The following is a 13,354-nucleotide window of genomic DNA, read 5'->3' on the forward strand; positions in this document are numbered from 1 at the left end:
CATGAAGCTGCACTTCGAGCCCGACCTCGACTACCAGCGCACGGCCATCGAGGCCGTGTGCGCCCTGTTCCAGGGGCAGGAGAGGTGCCGCTCCGAGTTCACCGTGACCCGGGATTCCCGCCTGGGGTCCCCGGCCCTGGAGGGCCTCGACGCCACCCTCGGCGTCGGCAACCGGCTCCAGCTGCCGGACGGCGAGATCCACGCCAATCTCCGGGCCGTCCAGCTCCAGAACGGCATCCGCCAGTCCGCCGTCCTGGAATCGGGCGACTTCACCGTCGAGATGGAGACCGGCACCGGCAAGACCTATGTCTACCTGCGCACGATCTTCGAGCTGAACCGCCGCTACGGCTTCACCAAGTTCGTGATCGTCGTCCCTTCCGTCGCCATCAAGGAGGGCGTCTTCAAGTCCCTCCAGATCACCGAGGAGCACTTCCGCGCCCTGTACGCCAACGTGCCTTTCGAGTACTTCGTCTACGACTCGGCCCGCCTGGGTCAGGTGCGCAACTTCGCCACCAGTCCGCACATCCAGGTCATGGTCGTGACCGTCGGCGCGATCAACAAGAAGGAGGTCAACAACCTCTACAAGGACAGCGAGAAGACCGGGGGCGACAAGCCCATCGACCTCATCCGCGCCACCAGCCCCGTCCTCATCGTGGATGAGCCCCAGAGCGTCGACGGCGGGCTGAAGGGGGAGGGCCGGAAGGCCCTCGCCGCCATGAACCCCCTCTGCACCCTCCGCTACTCCGCCACCCACGCGGAGAAGCACCACATGGTCTACCGCCTGGACGCGGTCGACGCCTACGAGCGGCGCCTCGTCAAGCAGATCGAGGTGGCCTCGGGCATGGTGGAGGGCGATCACAACACCCCCTACGCGCGCATCCTCGAGGTCGGCTCCCGGAAGGGCGCCGTCTGGGCCGTGGCGGAACTGGACGTGGACCAGCGCGGCTCCGTCTCGAGGAAGCCCGTGCGCGTCGAGGACGGCGACGACCTGGAGCGGGTCACGGGCCGGGCCGTGTACCGGGACTGCCGCGTTGGCGAGATCCGCGCCGGGAAGGGCCGGGAGGCCGTCGAGATCCGCAGGCCGGGCTCCGAGCGCTGGCTGCGGCCCGGGGAGGCCATGGGCGGGGCCGCCGCCGGGGCCGTCCAGCGGCAGATGATCCGGCGCACCATCCGGGAGCACCTGGACAAGGAGCTGCGGCTCCGCCCCCTGGGCATCAAGGTGCTCAGCCTCTTCTTCATCGACCAGGTGGCCCGCTACCGCGAGGCCGGGCCCGACGGCGCGCCCGTGAAGGGGGAGTACGCCCGGATCTTCGAGGAGGAGTTCCGCAGCGCCATCCAACTGCCCGAGTACGCCCCCCTCCTCGGCGGGGAGGACCCCGCCGCCCTCGCCGCCGCGGTCCACGAAGGCTACTTTTCCGTCGACAAGCGGGGCGCCTGGTCCGACACGGGGGAGAGCAACGCGACCGACCGGGAGAACGCCGCCCGGGCCTACAACCTCATCATGCGGGACAAGGAGCGCCTCCTCAGCTTCGAGACGCCCCTGCGGTTCATCTTCAGCCACTCGGCCCTCCGGGAAGGCTGGGACAACCCCAACGTCTTCCAGATCTGCGCCCTCCGGGACATGGGGACCGAGCGGGAGCGGCGCCAGACCCTCGGCCGGGGCCTCCGCCTGTGCGTCAACCAGGACGGCGAGCGCGTCCGGGACCGGCACGTGAACATCCTCACCATCATCGCCCTGGAGAGCTACCAGGCCTTCGCCGAGAACCTCCAGAAGGAGATCGAGGCGGACACCGGGATCCGCTTCGGGGTGGTGGAGCCCCACCAGTTCTCCGCCCTCCCCGTCCCCGCCCCGGGCGGCGGCTCCGCGCCCCTGGGCGAGGCCGGCTCCCGGGCGCTGTGGGAGCACCTCCGCGCGCAGGGCTGGGTCGACGCGGAGGGGAAGGTCCAGGACGCGCTCCGCCAGGCCCTCCGCGAAGGCACCTTCGCCCTCCCCGGGGACTGCCCCGCCCCGCCGGCCCTGGTGGCCGACCTGCTCCGCAAGACGGCCGGCAGGCTCACCCTCCGGAACGCCGACGAGCGGCGGACGGTCCGCACCCGGGAGGCCGTCCTGCACGGCGCCGACTTCCGGGAGCTGTGGGAGCGGATCAAGCACAAGACCACGTACCGGGTGGCCTTCGACAACCAGGGCCTCCTCGAGGCCTGCGCCGCCGCGCTCGCCGCGGCGCCGCCCATTCCCCGCACCCGCCTCACCTGGCACCGCGCCAGCCTCGCCATCGGCAAGGGCGGCGTCGACGCCGCGGGCGCCTCGACCTCCGGCCCCCTGGCCCTGGCGGAGGAGGACGTGGAGCTGCCCGACATCCTCACCGAGCTCCAGGACCGCACCCAGCTCACCCGGCGCAGCCTGGCGCGCATCCTCGTGGACAGCGGCCGCCTCGAGGACTTCCGCCGCAACCCCCAGGCCTTCATCGAGACCGCCGCCGACGCGATCGGCTCCTGCAAGCGCCTCGCCCTGGTCCAGGGCATCCGCTACCGGAAGCTGGGGGACCAGGCCTTCTACGCGCAGGAGCTCTTCGAGCAGGAGGAGCTCACCGGCTACATGAAGCACATGGTCGAGGCCCGGAAGAGCGTGCACGAGTACGTCGTCTACGACTCCGCGGGGGTGGAGCGGACCTTCGCCAAGGACCTCGAGCGGAACGAGGCGGTCAAGGTCTACGCCAAGCTCCCCTCCTGGTTCCGGGTGAACACGCCCCTGGGCACCTACAACCCGGACTGGGCCGTGCTCGTCGAGCAGGACGGCGGGGAGCGCCTCTACCTGGTGGTGGAGACCAAGGGCAGCCTGGACCCGGGCGACCTCCGCCCCGCCGAGGCGGCCAGGATCGCCTGCGGGCGCGCCCACTTCGAGGCCATCTCCGGGGAGGGCGGCGGGGCCCGCTACCTCGTGGCCCGGACGGCCGGGGACCTCTTCCAGGAGCCCTGACCCGCCGGTACGCGGGAAGGCCCGCCCCCGGCGGGGGCGGGCCTCCGGAGCGGGAGCGCCTACCGCGCGCGGGGCGGCGCGTTCTTCACATGGGCGTCGAACCACTTCACCATTTCGGCCACGAGGTGCTCGTTGGACTCGAGGGCGGTGTACCAGTGCGGCTCGAAGGGCAGCATGACGAGGCGGGTGACGCCGCCGTTGCCGCGGATCGCCTCGAAGAGCTTCACGGCCTGGAGGGGCGTCGTGCCCGGGTTGGCGTCGTCGGCCCCGTGGACGATGAGCAGGGGGGACTTGATCCGGTCCGCGAAGAAGAACGTGGACACCTGGCGGTAGACCTCGGGCGCCTCCCACACGCTGCGGCGCTCGTTCTGGAAGCCGAAGGGGGTGAGGGTCTTGTTGTAGGAGCCGCTGGTGGCCACGCCGGCCCGGAAGAGGCTGCTGTGGGCCAGGAGGTTGGCCGTCATGAGGGCGCCGTGGCTGTGGCCGGTGACGCCGATGCGGTCCGGATCGGCCACGCCGAGGCGCACCGCCTCGTCCACGGCGGCCTTGGCGTCGGCGACGAGCTGCTCGAGGTAGGTGTCGTAGGCCTTGCGCGGATCCCCGATGATGGGGAACGAGGCGTTGTCGATGATGGCGTAGCCCGCCAGCAGGAGCAGCCGGTAGTCCCGGAGCCGGGTGAAGGAGGCCTGGGAGCCCGTCACCTGCCCGGCCTTGGAGGGATCCGCGAAGTCCTGGGGATAGGCGTAGAGGATGGTGGGGACGCGGGTCCCTTCCTTGTACCCGGGCGGGGTGAAGAGGGTGAAGGAGAGGTCCAGGCCGTCGGCGCGCTTGTACTTCACGAGCCGCTTCTCGATCTGCCGCACGGCGGGGGAGGGGTCCGGAATGTGGGTGAGGGCCCGGGTGGTGGAGGCGAACACCGCCTCGCCCGCGGGGGCGCCGGTGCGGGCGCCCAGGGTGCGCACGTGGGCGTTGGGCGCGTCCTTGGCGGACTGGTGCCAGGTGAGGAAGGTCCCCGCATCGGGGCCGGGGAAGGCAAGGAAGCGCTCAAGGGCATCCTTGGCGCTGCGGAAGAGGCGCTCGGTCTTGAGGGTGCCCAGGTCCAGGCGGTCCAGGAAGGGCCGGTCGCCGTCCGGCGAGGACCCGGTGCCGCTCAGGAAGATGGCGTTCCCCTCCTGGCGCACCACGGTGTGGCCGCTGGGCAGGGCGCGGGAGACCGGGCTGCCGGGGTTGGCGTAGCGCTCCTGGGTGGACATCTCCCAGAGGGTGCGGGCCGCCTTGGACGGATCGTCGGGATCCGTCAGGGCCGCGCGCATCCAGTGGCGGTTCTCGTCGTATTCGTAGTAGAGGGCGCCGCCGCGCTCGAGCCAGCCCAGGCCCGCGAAGCGCAGGGTGGTCCTCAGCACCTCCCTGGGGGCCTCCTGGAAGGGGGCCCGGGAGAGGAGGACCCGGTCGCGGGCCGGCGCGGCCACGTTCCAGTCGCCGCCGTCCAGGGCCTCGATCCACACGAGGGTGGCCGGCTCCGTGGGCCGCCATTCGAAGTCCCGCGGGCCCGTCGGCACGCCCCGGATGGGCACCCGGTCCGCGAGGGGCAGGGAGGCCACGGTCTTCACCGCGGGCGTTCTGGGCCGGGCCAGGTCCCACACCTCCATGTCCCGGGGGAACCGGTCGGAGGTGGTCACGTACGAGTAGGGCCGGTGGATGCGGGCCACCAGGAGGTGGTGCCCGTCAGGGGCGGGGGCCATCGTCTCGTAGATGCCGGGGGCGCCCACGGGCGTCACCGCCAGCGTGGCGGCGTCCACCAGCGCGACCTGGGCCAGGCCGTAGTGGTCGAAGAGGGCCTCGTCGTGGGCGCTGCCCAGGGTGTCCCGGTTCTCATAGGTGCTGCTCTGGCCCTTGCCGCCCAGGGACTCCTGGATGGAGGGGCCCTGGGGCGCCTGGGGCTTCACGGGCGCCGGCCCCAGGTGGGCCGGGACGGTCTTGACCAGGAGGACCCCCGGCCGCATCCAGACGACCTCGTCGCCCAGCATGGGGTTCAGACGGACCCCGGGCACCCGGCGCACCGCGCCGGTGGCGGCCTCGCAGATCCACAGCTCGACGCTCGTGGCCGTCGTGTTCCGGAAGGCGAACCGCTTCCCGTCGGGGCTCCAGAGGGGCTGGTCGGCGGAGGCCCCCGCGGGCAGCTTGACCGCGGTCCGGGCCCCCGTCGCCGTGTCCACCAGCTCGAAGGATTCCGCGAAGGCCGGGATGCCGTAGCCCCCGGGCGTGTCGTGGCGGCTGTGGTTCCCGGGCTCGACCCGGACCCCGGCCAGCTTCAGGTAGGGCGTGGCCACCCGCGCGATGCCCGGATAGGCCTGCCACCCCGCCAGCAGCATCCGCTCCCGGGTGGGGCTCATGACCGGCACCGGCGTGTTGGGCGCCCGGAGCACGTCCAGGATCGGCTTGGGAGGCTGGGCGTAGCCCGAGGCGGGCGCGGCCTGGGCCGCCCCGGACGGGGGCGCCGCGGCAAGGCAGGCCGCGAGGGACGCGGTCAGGACGAGGGAAAGGCGGCGCGGGAAAGGCATCGGAATTTTCCTTCCTGGGGAGGTGCCTCAGTATACGATACCTCAAGCCCGCCCACAGCCCCTTTCCGGCCCGACCTTCAGCTGGGGCGTATTTGCAGGAATAATCAGAAGGTTGCCACCAGAACCCCTTCCAGGAACCTGCCCCATGGGCCAGCCGATCCTGATCGTCGATGATGAGCCGGCGATCGCCGATACCCTGATCTACGCCCTCCGCACCGAGGGCTTCGAGCCTGCGTGGTGCGACCTGGGAAGCCGCGCGATCACGGCCGTGGAGGCCTCCGAACCCGCCCTGGTGATCCTGGACGTGGGCCTGCCGGACCTGTCGGGCTTCGAGGTGTGCCGGCGGATCCGCCGGTTCTCGGAGGTCCCCATCCTGTTCCTGACGGCCCGGGACGGGGAGGTCGACCGGGTCGTGGGCCTGGAACTGGGCGCGGACGACTACGTCACCAAGCCCTTCAGTCCCCGGGAAGTCACCGCCCGGGTCCGGACCATCCTGCGCCGGACCCGCCCCGCGCCGCCCCCCGCCGGCTTCCGCATCGACGCCGCGGCCCGCAAGGCCCACTACGCCGGCCGGCTCCTGGACCTGACCCGGTTCGAGTTCGACCTGCTGCGGACCCTCGTGGCCCGGCCCGGGCGGGTCTTCACCCGCACCGAACTCATGGAGACCGTCTGGGCCGGGGCCGAGGACACCCAGGAGCGGACCGTGGACACCCACGTCAAGACCCTCCGGGCCAAGCTCCGCGCTGCGGCCCCCGAGGCCGACCCCATCCAGACCCACCGCGGCGTCGGCTACAGCGTGGATGGCCCGTGAGACTTGGCATCCGGCTCCTGCTCGGCGTCTTCCTCATCGCGGGCCTTTCAGCCTGGTTCGTCCTGTCCATCTTCTCCAAGGAGGTCAAGCCCGGCGTGCGCCAGGGCATGGAGGTGGCCCTGGTGGACACCGCCAACCTCCTGGCCGAGTTCGCCGCCGAGGACCTCGCCGCCGGACGCATCGAGCGGGGGCGCCTGGCCGAAGCCGTCGCCCGGTACCGCACGCGCCAGGTGCGCGCGAGCATCTGGGGCCTGACCAAGGCGCGCATGGACTTCCAGGTGTACGTCACCGACGGCGCCGGCATCGTGCGCTACGACAGCGAGGGCGCGGCGGTGGGACGGGACTATTCGCGGTGGACGGACGTGGGCCGCACCCTCCAGGGGGCCTACGGGGCCAGGGCCACCCGTATGGATCCCGCCGACCCGCGCACCTCGGCGATGTACGTGGGCGCGCCCGTCCTCCGGGATGGGCGCGTCCTCGGGGTCCTGACCGTCATCTCCCCCACCGCCAGCGTCCAGCCCTACGCACGTCGCAGCGAACACCGCATCCGGTCCGCGGGGCTGGTCCTCCTCGGCGCGTCCCTGTTCATCGGGGCGGTCCTCACCTGGTGGCTCACCCGCGACGTGGCCCGGCTGCGGTCCTATGCCAGGACCGCCGGCTCCGGAGGCCGGACACCCCTCCCGGCCCTGGGCTCGCCCGAACTGCGGGAACTGGGCGAGGCCCTGGAGTCGATGCGCACCCGCCTCGATGGCCGCGCCTACGTTGAGCGCTACGTCCACACCCTCACCCACGAGATGAAGAGCCCCCTGTCGGCCATCCGCGGCGCCGCGGAACTGCTCAGGGAGCCCCTCCCCGAGGCGGATCGCGCGCGGTTCGCCGACAACGTCCTGGAACAGGCCCGGCGCATGCGCGCCCTGGTGGACCGGATGCTGGCCCTGGCCGAGCTCCAGCACCGCCAGGGGCTCCACAATCCGGCGCAGGTGGATCTCCGCGACCTCGCGGAACGCGCGGCCGCCGCCCGCCGTCCCCAGGCCGAGGCCCGGGGCCTCGGGCTCCGGGTGGTGGGGGAGGGTGCTGCGCCGGTGCGGGGCGAGGCCTTCCTGCTGGAGCAGGCGGTGGGGAACCTGGTGGACAACGCCCTGTCCTTCGCACCGGCCGGATCCCAGGTGGTCCTGGCCGTGGAGCGCCGGCCGGGCAGCGTCCGGATCACCGTCCGGGACGCGGGCCCCGGGCTGCCGGACTTCGCCCTCGACAAGGTCTTCACGCCCTTCTTCTCCCTGGCGCGCCCCGACGGCGCCACCCGCGGCACGGGCCTCGGCCTCTGCTTCGTGCGCGAGATCGCCGAGCTCCACGGCGGCAGCGCGGCCCTCGTCAACGCCCCCGGGGGCGGCGCCCTCGCGACCCTCGCCCTGCCCGCCACCTCCGCCCCCGGAACCGCCGGCGACTGAGGTCCGAGCCCTCCGGCGCGGGGCTTCACACGGCCCCACACTGGCTTCACGCGCAGGTCCTAGGATCCTTCCATCCAAGGAGACCTCATGCGCATGTCCTTCCCCCTCAAGCTCCTGGCCGTCGTCGGCCTCGCCCTGCTCCTCTTCGTCCCCCTCGCCATGACCCAGGGCCTCGTGGAAGTCCGCAATACCCGCCAGATCGAGACGGAGAACCAGGTGGCCCGGCTCACGGCGCGACCCCAGGTCCTGGTGGGCCCCCTCCTCGTGGTCCCCTTCACCCTGGAGGCCCGCCGCCTCCAGCGCAACGACCCGGCCGGCCCCGCCCAGGAGGTGTGGGAGGAGGAGCGCGGCGAGAAGGTCTTCGTGCCCGCCTCCCTCGACTTGGCCGGGGACATCCGCATCGAGGCGCGCCGGCGCGGCTTGTACCGGACCCAGGTCTTCCGCCTCGCGGGCCCGCTCAAGGGGCGGTTCGAGGTGCCCGCGCAGGCGGGGCTCCAGGGCGCGCGCAATCTCCGGCTGGGCCTCCCCTTCCTCGCGCTCGGCATCGAGGACCCCCGCGGGATCCTCAACCACATGGTCCTGCGCACCGGCGGTGGGGAGCGCCCCTTCCTCCCGGGCACCGGCCTGGCCCACCCCGGATCCGGCGTCCACGCCCAGGTCCCCGGCCTGGACCTGGCGGCCGGCGCCGCCTTCGCCTTCGAGATCCCCCTGGAACTCGTGGGCACCCGCAGCCTGAAGATCGCCCCCGTGGCCGAGGAGACCCAGGTCCGGCTTGCGGGGACCTGGCCCGCCCCCAGCTTCGAGGGCGGCTTCGCGCCCCTGGACCGGACCTGGTCCGGCGATGGCTTCACGGCCCGGTGGAAGATTCCCTTCCTCAGCCGGGACCAGGCCTCCCTCCTCCATGGCGGCCCCGGCGCGGAGGCCCAGTACTTCGGCGTGGCCTTCCTCGACCCGGTGAACATCTACCTCCAGTCCGAGCGCGCGGTGAAATACGGCTTCCTCTTCGTCCTGCTCACCTTTGGCGCCTTCCTGCTCCGGGAGATGGTACGCGCCCTCCCCATCCACCCTTTCCAGTACTTCCTGGTCGGGGCCTCCCTCGCCGTGTTCTTCCTCCTCCTCCTGGGCCTGGCCGAGCACCTCGGTTTCCCCCTGGCCTACGCGACGGCCACCGCCGCCAACCTGGCCCTGCTCGCCACCTACCTGACCGCCGTACTCGGCAGCCGCAAGGAGGCCTTCGCCTTCACCGCCGGCCTGGGCCTCCTGTACGCCGCCCTCTACGGCCTGCTGGCCTCCGAGGACAATGCCCTGCTCCTGGGCTCCCTCCTGGTCTTCGCCCTGCTCGCCGCCGTCATGCTGGGAACCCGGCGCATGACCTGGCTGAAGCCCGGCACCCCCACCGAGGAGGGCTGAACGCCCGGGGCGCGCCTCCCTTCCTTTCAGCCGGGTCTATCGCTTCCGGGGCGGGGTGGCCGACCCGCGGGCCCGGTGCCCGCGCCGGGCCGCGGGCTCCTGGGCGCCGGCGAGGGAGGCCATGGCCTTGCGCACCAGCAGGGGATCCACGTCCACCCCCGCGATGCTGGCGCCCCAGTGGAGGTGGGGCCCGCTCACGCGCCCCGTGGCGCCGCTGAGCCCCAGGCGGTCCCCGGCCCGGACCTCATCGCCCGCCTTCACGGCCATCCTGCTCAGGTGGGCGTAGATGGTGAAGAGGCCCGCGCCGTGGTCGAGGATGATGAGGTTGCCCCCGAAGAAGACGTCCTTGGCCAGCCGCACCCGGCCCGGGGCCGCCGCCCGCACGGGGGTTCCCGAGGGGGCCCGCAGGTCCAGGCCGCGATGCACGCTCTGGACCTCGCCGTTGAACCGCCGCGTCGTCCCGAACCCGCAGGTGACCCGGCCGCCCCCGGGCTGGAGGAAGGGCGCCGTCCAGGCCCGCCCCTCCTCCGGCGAGGCGTACACGGCCAGGAAGTCCTCGCGCTCCCGCGCCGCCCGGGCCTGGTCCGCCTCGCTCAGCTTCGCGGTGGAGGGGGGGACCTTCACGGTGATCGTGGGCCCTTGGCAGGGGGTGGCGGTGAAGGGCACCCGGACCGGCCCCCCGGCCCCGCCCTCGACGGTCACCTCCCGGGCGCCGAGGGGGCTGTTCCAGGGCACGGGCACCATCACCGCCTGGCCGCCCCCGGGGACGGGGAAGAAGGGGTGGACCTTATCGTCCAAGCGGGCGGTGAGGGCCCCCGGCGTCCGGGTCCGGAGGAGCACCACGCCCCCCTGGGGCACCCGGACCGCCTCGGCGTGGACCTGGGGCGGGGCCGGAGCGGCAAGACAGGGAAGCAGACACAGGGCGGCGGCGAGGGACATGGGCACTCCGACCTCCCACAGTACGCGGCCCGGGACCCGGGGTCCACGGACCCGCCGGCCTCAGGCCGCCGGATCCGGTTTCCGGGCCGGCCACACCAGGCTCGCCGCGATGGAGCCGCCCACGAGGAGGACGATGATGCCCAGGCTCGCGGCCACGGGCACCTTCACCAGGTCGGCGGCCAGCATCTTGAGGCCGACGAAGGCGAGGACCAGGCTCAGGCCCGCCTTCAGCAGGTGGAAGCGCCCCACCACGCCGGCCAGGAGGAAGTAGAGGCTCCGCAGGCCGAGGATCGCGAAGATGTTGCTGGTGAACACGATGAAGGGATCGGGCGTCACCGCGAAGATGGCGGGCACGCTGTCCACGGCGAAGACGACGTCGGTGACCTCGACGGCCACGAGCACCAGGAGCAGGGGCGTCGCCAGGCGCCGCCCATCCTTGACGATGGTGAAGGCCGGGCCCTCGTACCGGTCCGTGGCCGGGACGAGGCGGCTGAAGAGCCGGTAGACGGGATTGGCCCTGGGATCGAAGGCCAGGTCCTTGGCCAGGAGCATCTTGATGCCCGTGATCAGCAGGAATCCGCCGAAGACGTAGAGCACGGCGTGGAACTTCGCCAGCAGGGCCGCCCCCAGGCCCACGAACGCGGCGCGCATCGCCAGGGCTCCCAGGATGCCCCAGAAGAGCACCCGGTGCTGGTAGGCGTCGGGCACCGAGAAGGCCCCGAAGATCAGGACGAACACGAAGATGTTGTCCACGCTCAGGGCCTTCTCGATGAGGTAGCCCGCCAGGAACTCCATGCCCTTCTGGGGTCCGAACCCCTTCCAGAGGAGGGCGCCGAAGACCAGGGCGCAGGCCACCCAGACGGCGCTCCACACCGCGGCCTCGCGCAGCCCGACCCGGTGCGCCTTCCGGTGGAAGACGCCCAGGTCGAGGGCGAGCATCGCGAACACGAAGGCCAGGAATCCGGCCCACATCCAGGGGGTTCCGATCGTCGTCAAGGGGCTCCTTCAGGGCCGGGGGCGGGTCACGAGGCCCGCCGGAGGGACGCGGGGTCCATGCCCCGCAGGCGCCGGACGCGCTCGGCGACCGGCGGGTGGGTGCTGAACCAGGACATCATGCCATCGCCCGAGAAGGGCGAGGCGATCATGAGGCTCGCGGAGGCCGGCTCCGCGGTGGGGCCGGGCTCGATGACGTGGTTGGCCCGGGTGAGGCGCTCCAGGGCCAGGGCCAGGCCTTCCGGATCGCCCGTGGCCCGGGCGGCGCCCGCGTCGGCCATGAACTCCCGGGACCGGGAGATGCCCATCTGCACGAGGGTCGCGCCGATGGGGGCCACGATGGCGAAGAGGAGGGCCCCCAGGGGGCTTCCGCCCTCCCCGTCGCGGTCGTGGCCGAAGCCCAGCAGCGCCCCCCACTGGAGGGCGCTGGCCAGCAGCCCCACCGCCCCCGCGAGGCCCGCGGCGACCGTCGCGACGAGGATGTCCCGGTTCCTGACGTGGCTGAGCTCGTGGGCGATGACGCCCCTCAGCTCGCGCCGGGAGAGGCTGCGGAGGATGCCCTCGGTGAAGGCCACCGCGCCGTGCTCCGGATTGCGCCCCGTGGCGAAGGCGTTCAACGCCGCGTCGGGGATCACGTACACCTTCGGCGTGGGGATCCCCATCCGGCCGGCCAGCTCGGCCACGTCCAGGTGGAGCTGCGGAGCCTCCATCACCGTCAGGACCCGGGCGCGCTGGAGCCGCAGCACGAGGCGGTCGCTCCAGAAGTAGGCGCCGAGGTTCATGGCGAAGGCGAGCACCGTGGCCCCGATGAGCCAGCTGCGGCCCATGGCCGCGCCGGCCGCCAGCAGGATGGCGGTGGCGGCGCAGAGGAGGAGGGCGGTCTTGAGCTGGTTCATGGCGGGCCTACTGGAAGGCGCGCCGGTTGAAGGCGCGGTACGCCACCCGCCCCAGGCGGTGGATGGCGAGGTTCGTGGCGGTCACGTAGTCCGAGCCGATGGCGGTGACCCGCAGGGGTTCCCGCCGTGGCACCTCCACCAGGATCGAGCAGGCCTTGTCCACCCCGCCCTTGGGCCCGTTGAGGTCGACGATGCGGACCACCACCTGGCCGAGCCGGTCGGCCCAGTGGGAGAGGGACGCCTGGAGCTTCTGGATCACCTTCTGCCCCAGCGCCGAACCATCAAAGGATTTCAGGAGGATCTTCATGGTCGACTCCGAGCGCTTGGTTGCGCACCTCTAGGATGACGCCAGATATCAATAAGTTTTATTGAATCTATGGATGTAAACCATTCACTTTATGGATGTATCATCCAGGTGTGGACTGGCTCAACTACCACCATCTCCTCTATTTCTGGACCGTGGCCCGGGAGGGCTCCGTCACCGCGGCGGCCCGGACCCTGAACCTGTCCCAACCCGCCCTCAGCACCCAGATCCGCGCGCTGGAGGAGAGCCTGGGCGAACGGCTCTTCGAGAAGGCCGGCCGGGGGCTCCGCCTCACCGGAGCCGGCCAGGTGGCCTTCCGGTACGCGGACGAGATCTTCACCCTGGGCCGGGAGTTCCGCCAGGCCCTCAAGGGGCGGCCCACGGGCCGGGCCCTCCGCCTGGTGGTGGGGGTCTCCGACGTGCTGCCCAAGCTGATGGTCCAGCGCCTCCTGCGCCCCGCCCTCCGCCTCGGCGAGCCCCTCCACCTCACCTGCCGCGAGGGCACCCTGCCCCTCCTCCTGGAGGCCCTCCAGGCCCACGAGGTGGACATCGTGCTCTCCGACGTGCCCTGCACGCCCGTGACCGGCCCCCGCGCCTTCAACCATCTGCTGGGCGAGTGCGGGGTGGAGCTCTTCGGCTCGCCGGACCTGGTGGCGCGCCATCCGGGCCCCTTCCCCGAGGCCCTGAACGGCGCGCCCTTCCTCCTGCCCTCCGAGGGCCACGCCCTGCGGCGCGGCCTGGACACCTGGTTCGAGCGCCGGGGCCTCCACCCCGTCATCTCGGGCGAGTTCGACGACAGCGCCCTGCTGATGACGTTCGGGGAGGAGGGCCTCGGCTTCCTCGCGGCCCACGCCGCCATCTCCGGCGAGGTGGCCCGGGCCCACGGCCTGGTGGGCCTGGGCCCCATGGACGGCCTCAAGGGCCGCATCTACGCCGTCTCCGCCGAGCGCCGCCTCGTCCACCCCGCCGTCCTGGCCGTGCTGGAGGCCGCGAAGGCCGAGATCTTCCTCTAGCG

Annotated in this window: 10 protein-coding genes; 5 read left to right on the forward strand and 5 right to left on the reverse strand. The window is 72.4% G+C overall.

The window, feature by feature from the left end; translation table 11 throughout:
* Position 1: 1 nt before the first annotated feature.
* Positions 2-2,977 carry a type III restriction-modification system endonuclease gene (locus R2J75_RS17185; RefSeq protein ID WP_316410686.1) on the forward strand — a complete coding sequence of 992 codons (2,976 nt, stop codon included), beginning with the start codon at positions 2-4 and terminating at the stop codon, positions 2,975-2,977.
* Positions 2,978-3,036: 59 nt separating this feature from the next.
* Here the strand turns inward: R2J75_RS17185 and R2J75_RS17190 are convergent, their stop codons facing one another.
* Positions 3,037-5,538, reverse strand: a complete 2,502-nt coding sequence (locus R2J75_RS17190) for a prolyl oligopeptidase family serine peptidase (RefSeq protein WP_316410687.1) — start codon at positions 5,536-5,538, stop codon at positions 3,037-3,039.
* Between the two features lie 145 nt (positions 5,539-5,683).
* Between R2J75_RS17190 and creB the strand changes: the two genes are divergently transcribed.
* The 3 genes from creB (at position 5,684) to creD (ending at position 9,207) form a co-directional block, all read left to right on the forward strand.
* Complete coding sequence (creB, locus tag R2J75_RS17195) at positions 5,684-6,349, forward strand: two-component system response regulator CreB (RefSeq protein ID WP_243329126.1); 666 nt, start codon at positions 5,684-5,686, stop codon at positions 6,347-6,349.
* Positions 6,346-7,797: a two-component system sensor histidine kinase CreC gene (gene creC / locus R2J75_RS17200; protein ID WP_316410688.1), complete on the forward strand. Its 1,452-nt coding sequence runs from the start codon at positions 6,346-6,348 to the stop codon at positions 7,795-7,797. Before creB ends, creC begins: the two co-directional genes overlap by 4 nt.
* Positions 7,798-7,884: 87 nt before the next feature.
* Complete coding sequence (creD, locus tag R2J75_RS17205; RefSeq protein ID WP_243329124.1) at positions 7,885-9,207, forward strand: cell envelope integrity protein CreD; 1,323 nt, start codon at positions 7,885-7,887, stop codon at positions 9,205-9,207.
* A 36-nt stretch (positions 9,208-9,243) separates the two neighbouring features.
* Here creD and R2J75_RS17210 read toward each other — a convergent pair whose 3' ends face one another.
* From R2J75_RS17210 to R2J75_RS17225, 4 genes are read right to left on the reverse strand one after another with little or no spacing between them, the layout of a single operon-like run.
* A complete protein-coding gene (locus tag R2J75_RS17210; protein ID WP_316410689.1) occupies positions 9,244-10,146 on the reverse strand; it encodes a M23 family metallopeptidase in 903 nt (300 codons plus the stop codon).
* Positions 10,147-10,206: 60 nt separating this feature from the next.
* Positions 10,207-11,118: a TerC family protein gene (locus R2J75_RS17215; protein WP_394365925.1), complete on the reverse strand. Its 912-nt coding sequence runs from the start codon at positions 11,116-11,118 to the stop codon at positions 10,207-10,209.
* A gap of 50 nt (positions 11,119-11,168) precedes the next feature.
* A complete protein-coding gene (locus R2J75_RS17220; protein ID WP_243329121.1) occupies positions 11,169-12,035 on the reverse strand; it encodes a zinc metalloprotease HtpX in 867 nt (288 codons plus the stop codon).
* Between the two features lie 7 nt (positions 12,036-12,042).
* Complete coding sequence (locus R2J75_RS17225; RefSeq protein WP_243329120.1) at positions 12,043-12,342, reverse strand: hypothetical protein; 300 nt, start codon at positions 12,340-12,342, stop codon at positions 12,043-12,045.
* 110 nt (positions 12,343-12,452) lie between these two features.
* On the opposite strand from R2J75_RS17225, the gene R2J75_RS17230 reads away from it, so the two are divergent.
* Complete coding sequence (locus R2J75_RS17230; protein ID WP_243329119.1) at positions 12,453-13,352, forward strand: LysR family transcriptional regulator; 900 nt, start codon at positions 12,453-12,455, stop codon at positions 13,350-13,352.
* Positions 13,353-13,354 lie beyond the last annotated feature (2 nt).

The organism is Mesoterricola sediminis (assembly GCF_030295425.1).
In the GTDB taxonomy this organism is placed as follows: Bacteria; Acidobacteriota; Holophagae; order Holophagales; family Holophagaceae; genus Mesoterricola; species Mesoterricola sediminis.

What these genes read in the sequence shown, in the direction of transcription:
- R2J75_RS17225 (WP_243329120.1), bottom strand. Translation starts at nt 12,342, where the DNA reads ATGAAGATCCTCCTGAAATCCTTTGATGGTTCGGCGCTGGGGCAGAAG.
- R2J75_RS17210 (WP_316410689.1), bottom strand. Translation starts at nt 10,146, where the DNA reads ATGTCCCTCGCCGCCGCCCTGTGTCTGCTTCCCTGTCTTGCCGCTCCG.
- R2J75_RS17185 (WP_316410686.1), top strand. Translation starts at nt 2, where the DNA reads ATGAAGCTGCACTTCGAGCCCGACCTCGACTACCAGCGCACGGCCATC.
- R2J75_RS17215 (WP_394365925.1), bottom strand. Translation starts at nt 11,118, where the DNA reads ATGTGGGCCGGATTCCTGGCCTTCGTGTTCGCGATGCTCGCCCTCGAC.
- creB (WP_243329126.1), top strand. Translation starts at nt 5,684, where the DNA reads ATGGGCCAGCCGATCCTGATCGTCGATGATGAGCCGGCGATCGCCGAT.
- creD (WP_243329124.1), top strand. Translation starts at nt 7,885, where the DNA reads ATGCGCATGTCCTTCCCCCTCAAGCTCCTGGCCGTCGTCGGCCTCGCC.
- R2J75_RS17220 (WP_243329121.1), bottom strand. Translation starts at nt 12,035, where the DNA reads ATGAACCAGCTCAAGACCGCCCTCCTCCTCTGCGCCGCCACCGCCATC.
- R2J75_RS17190 (WP_316410687.1), bottom strand. Translation starts at nt 5,538, where the DNA reads ATGCCTTTCCCGCGCCGCCTTTCCCTCGTCCTGACCGCGTCCCTCGCG.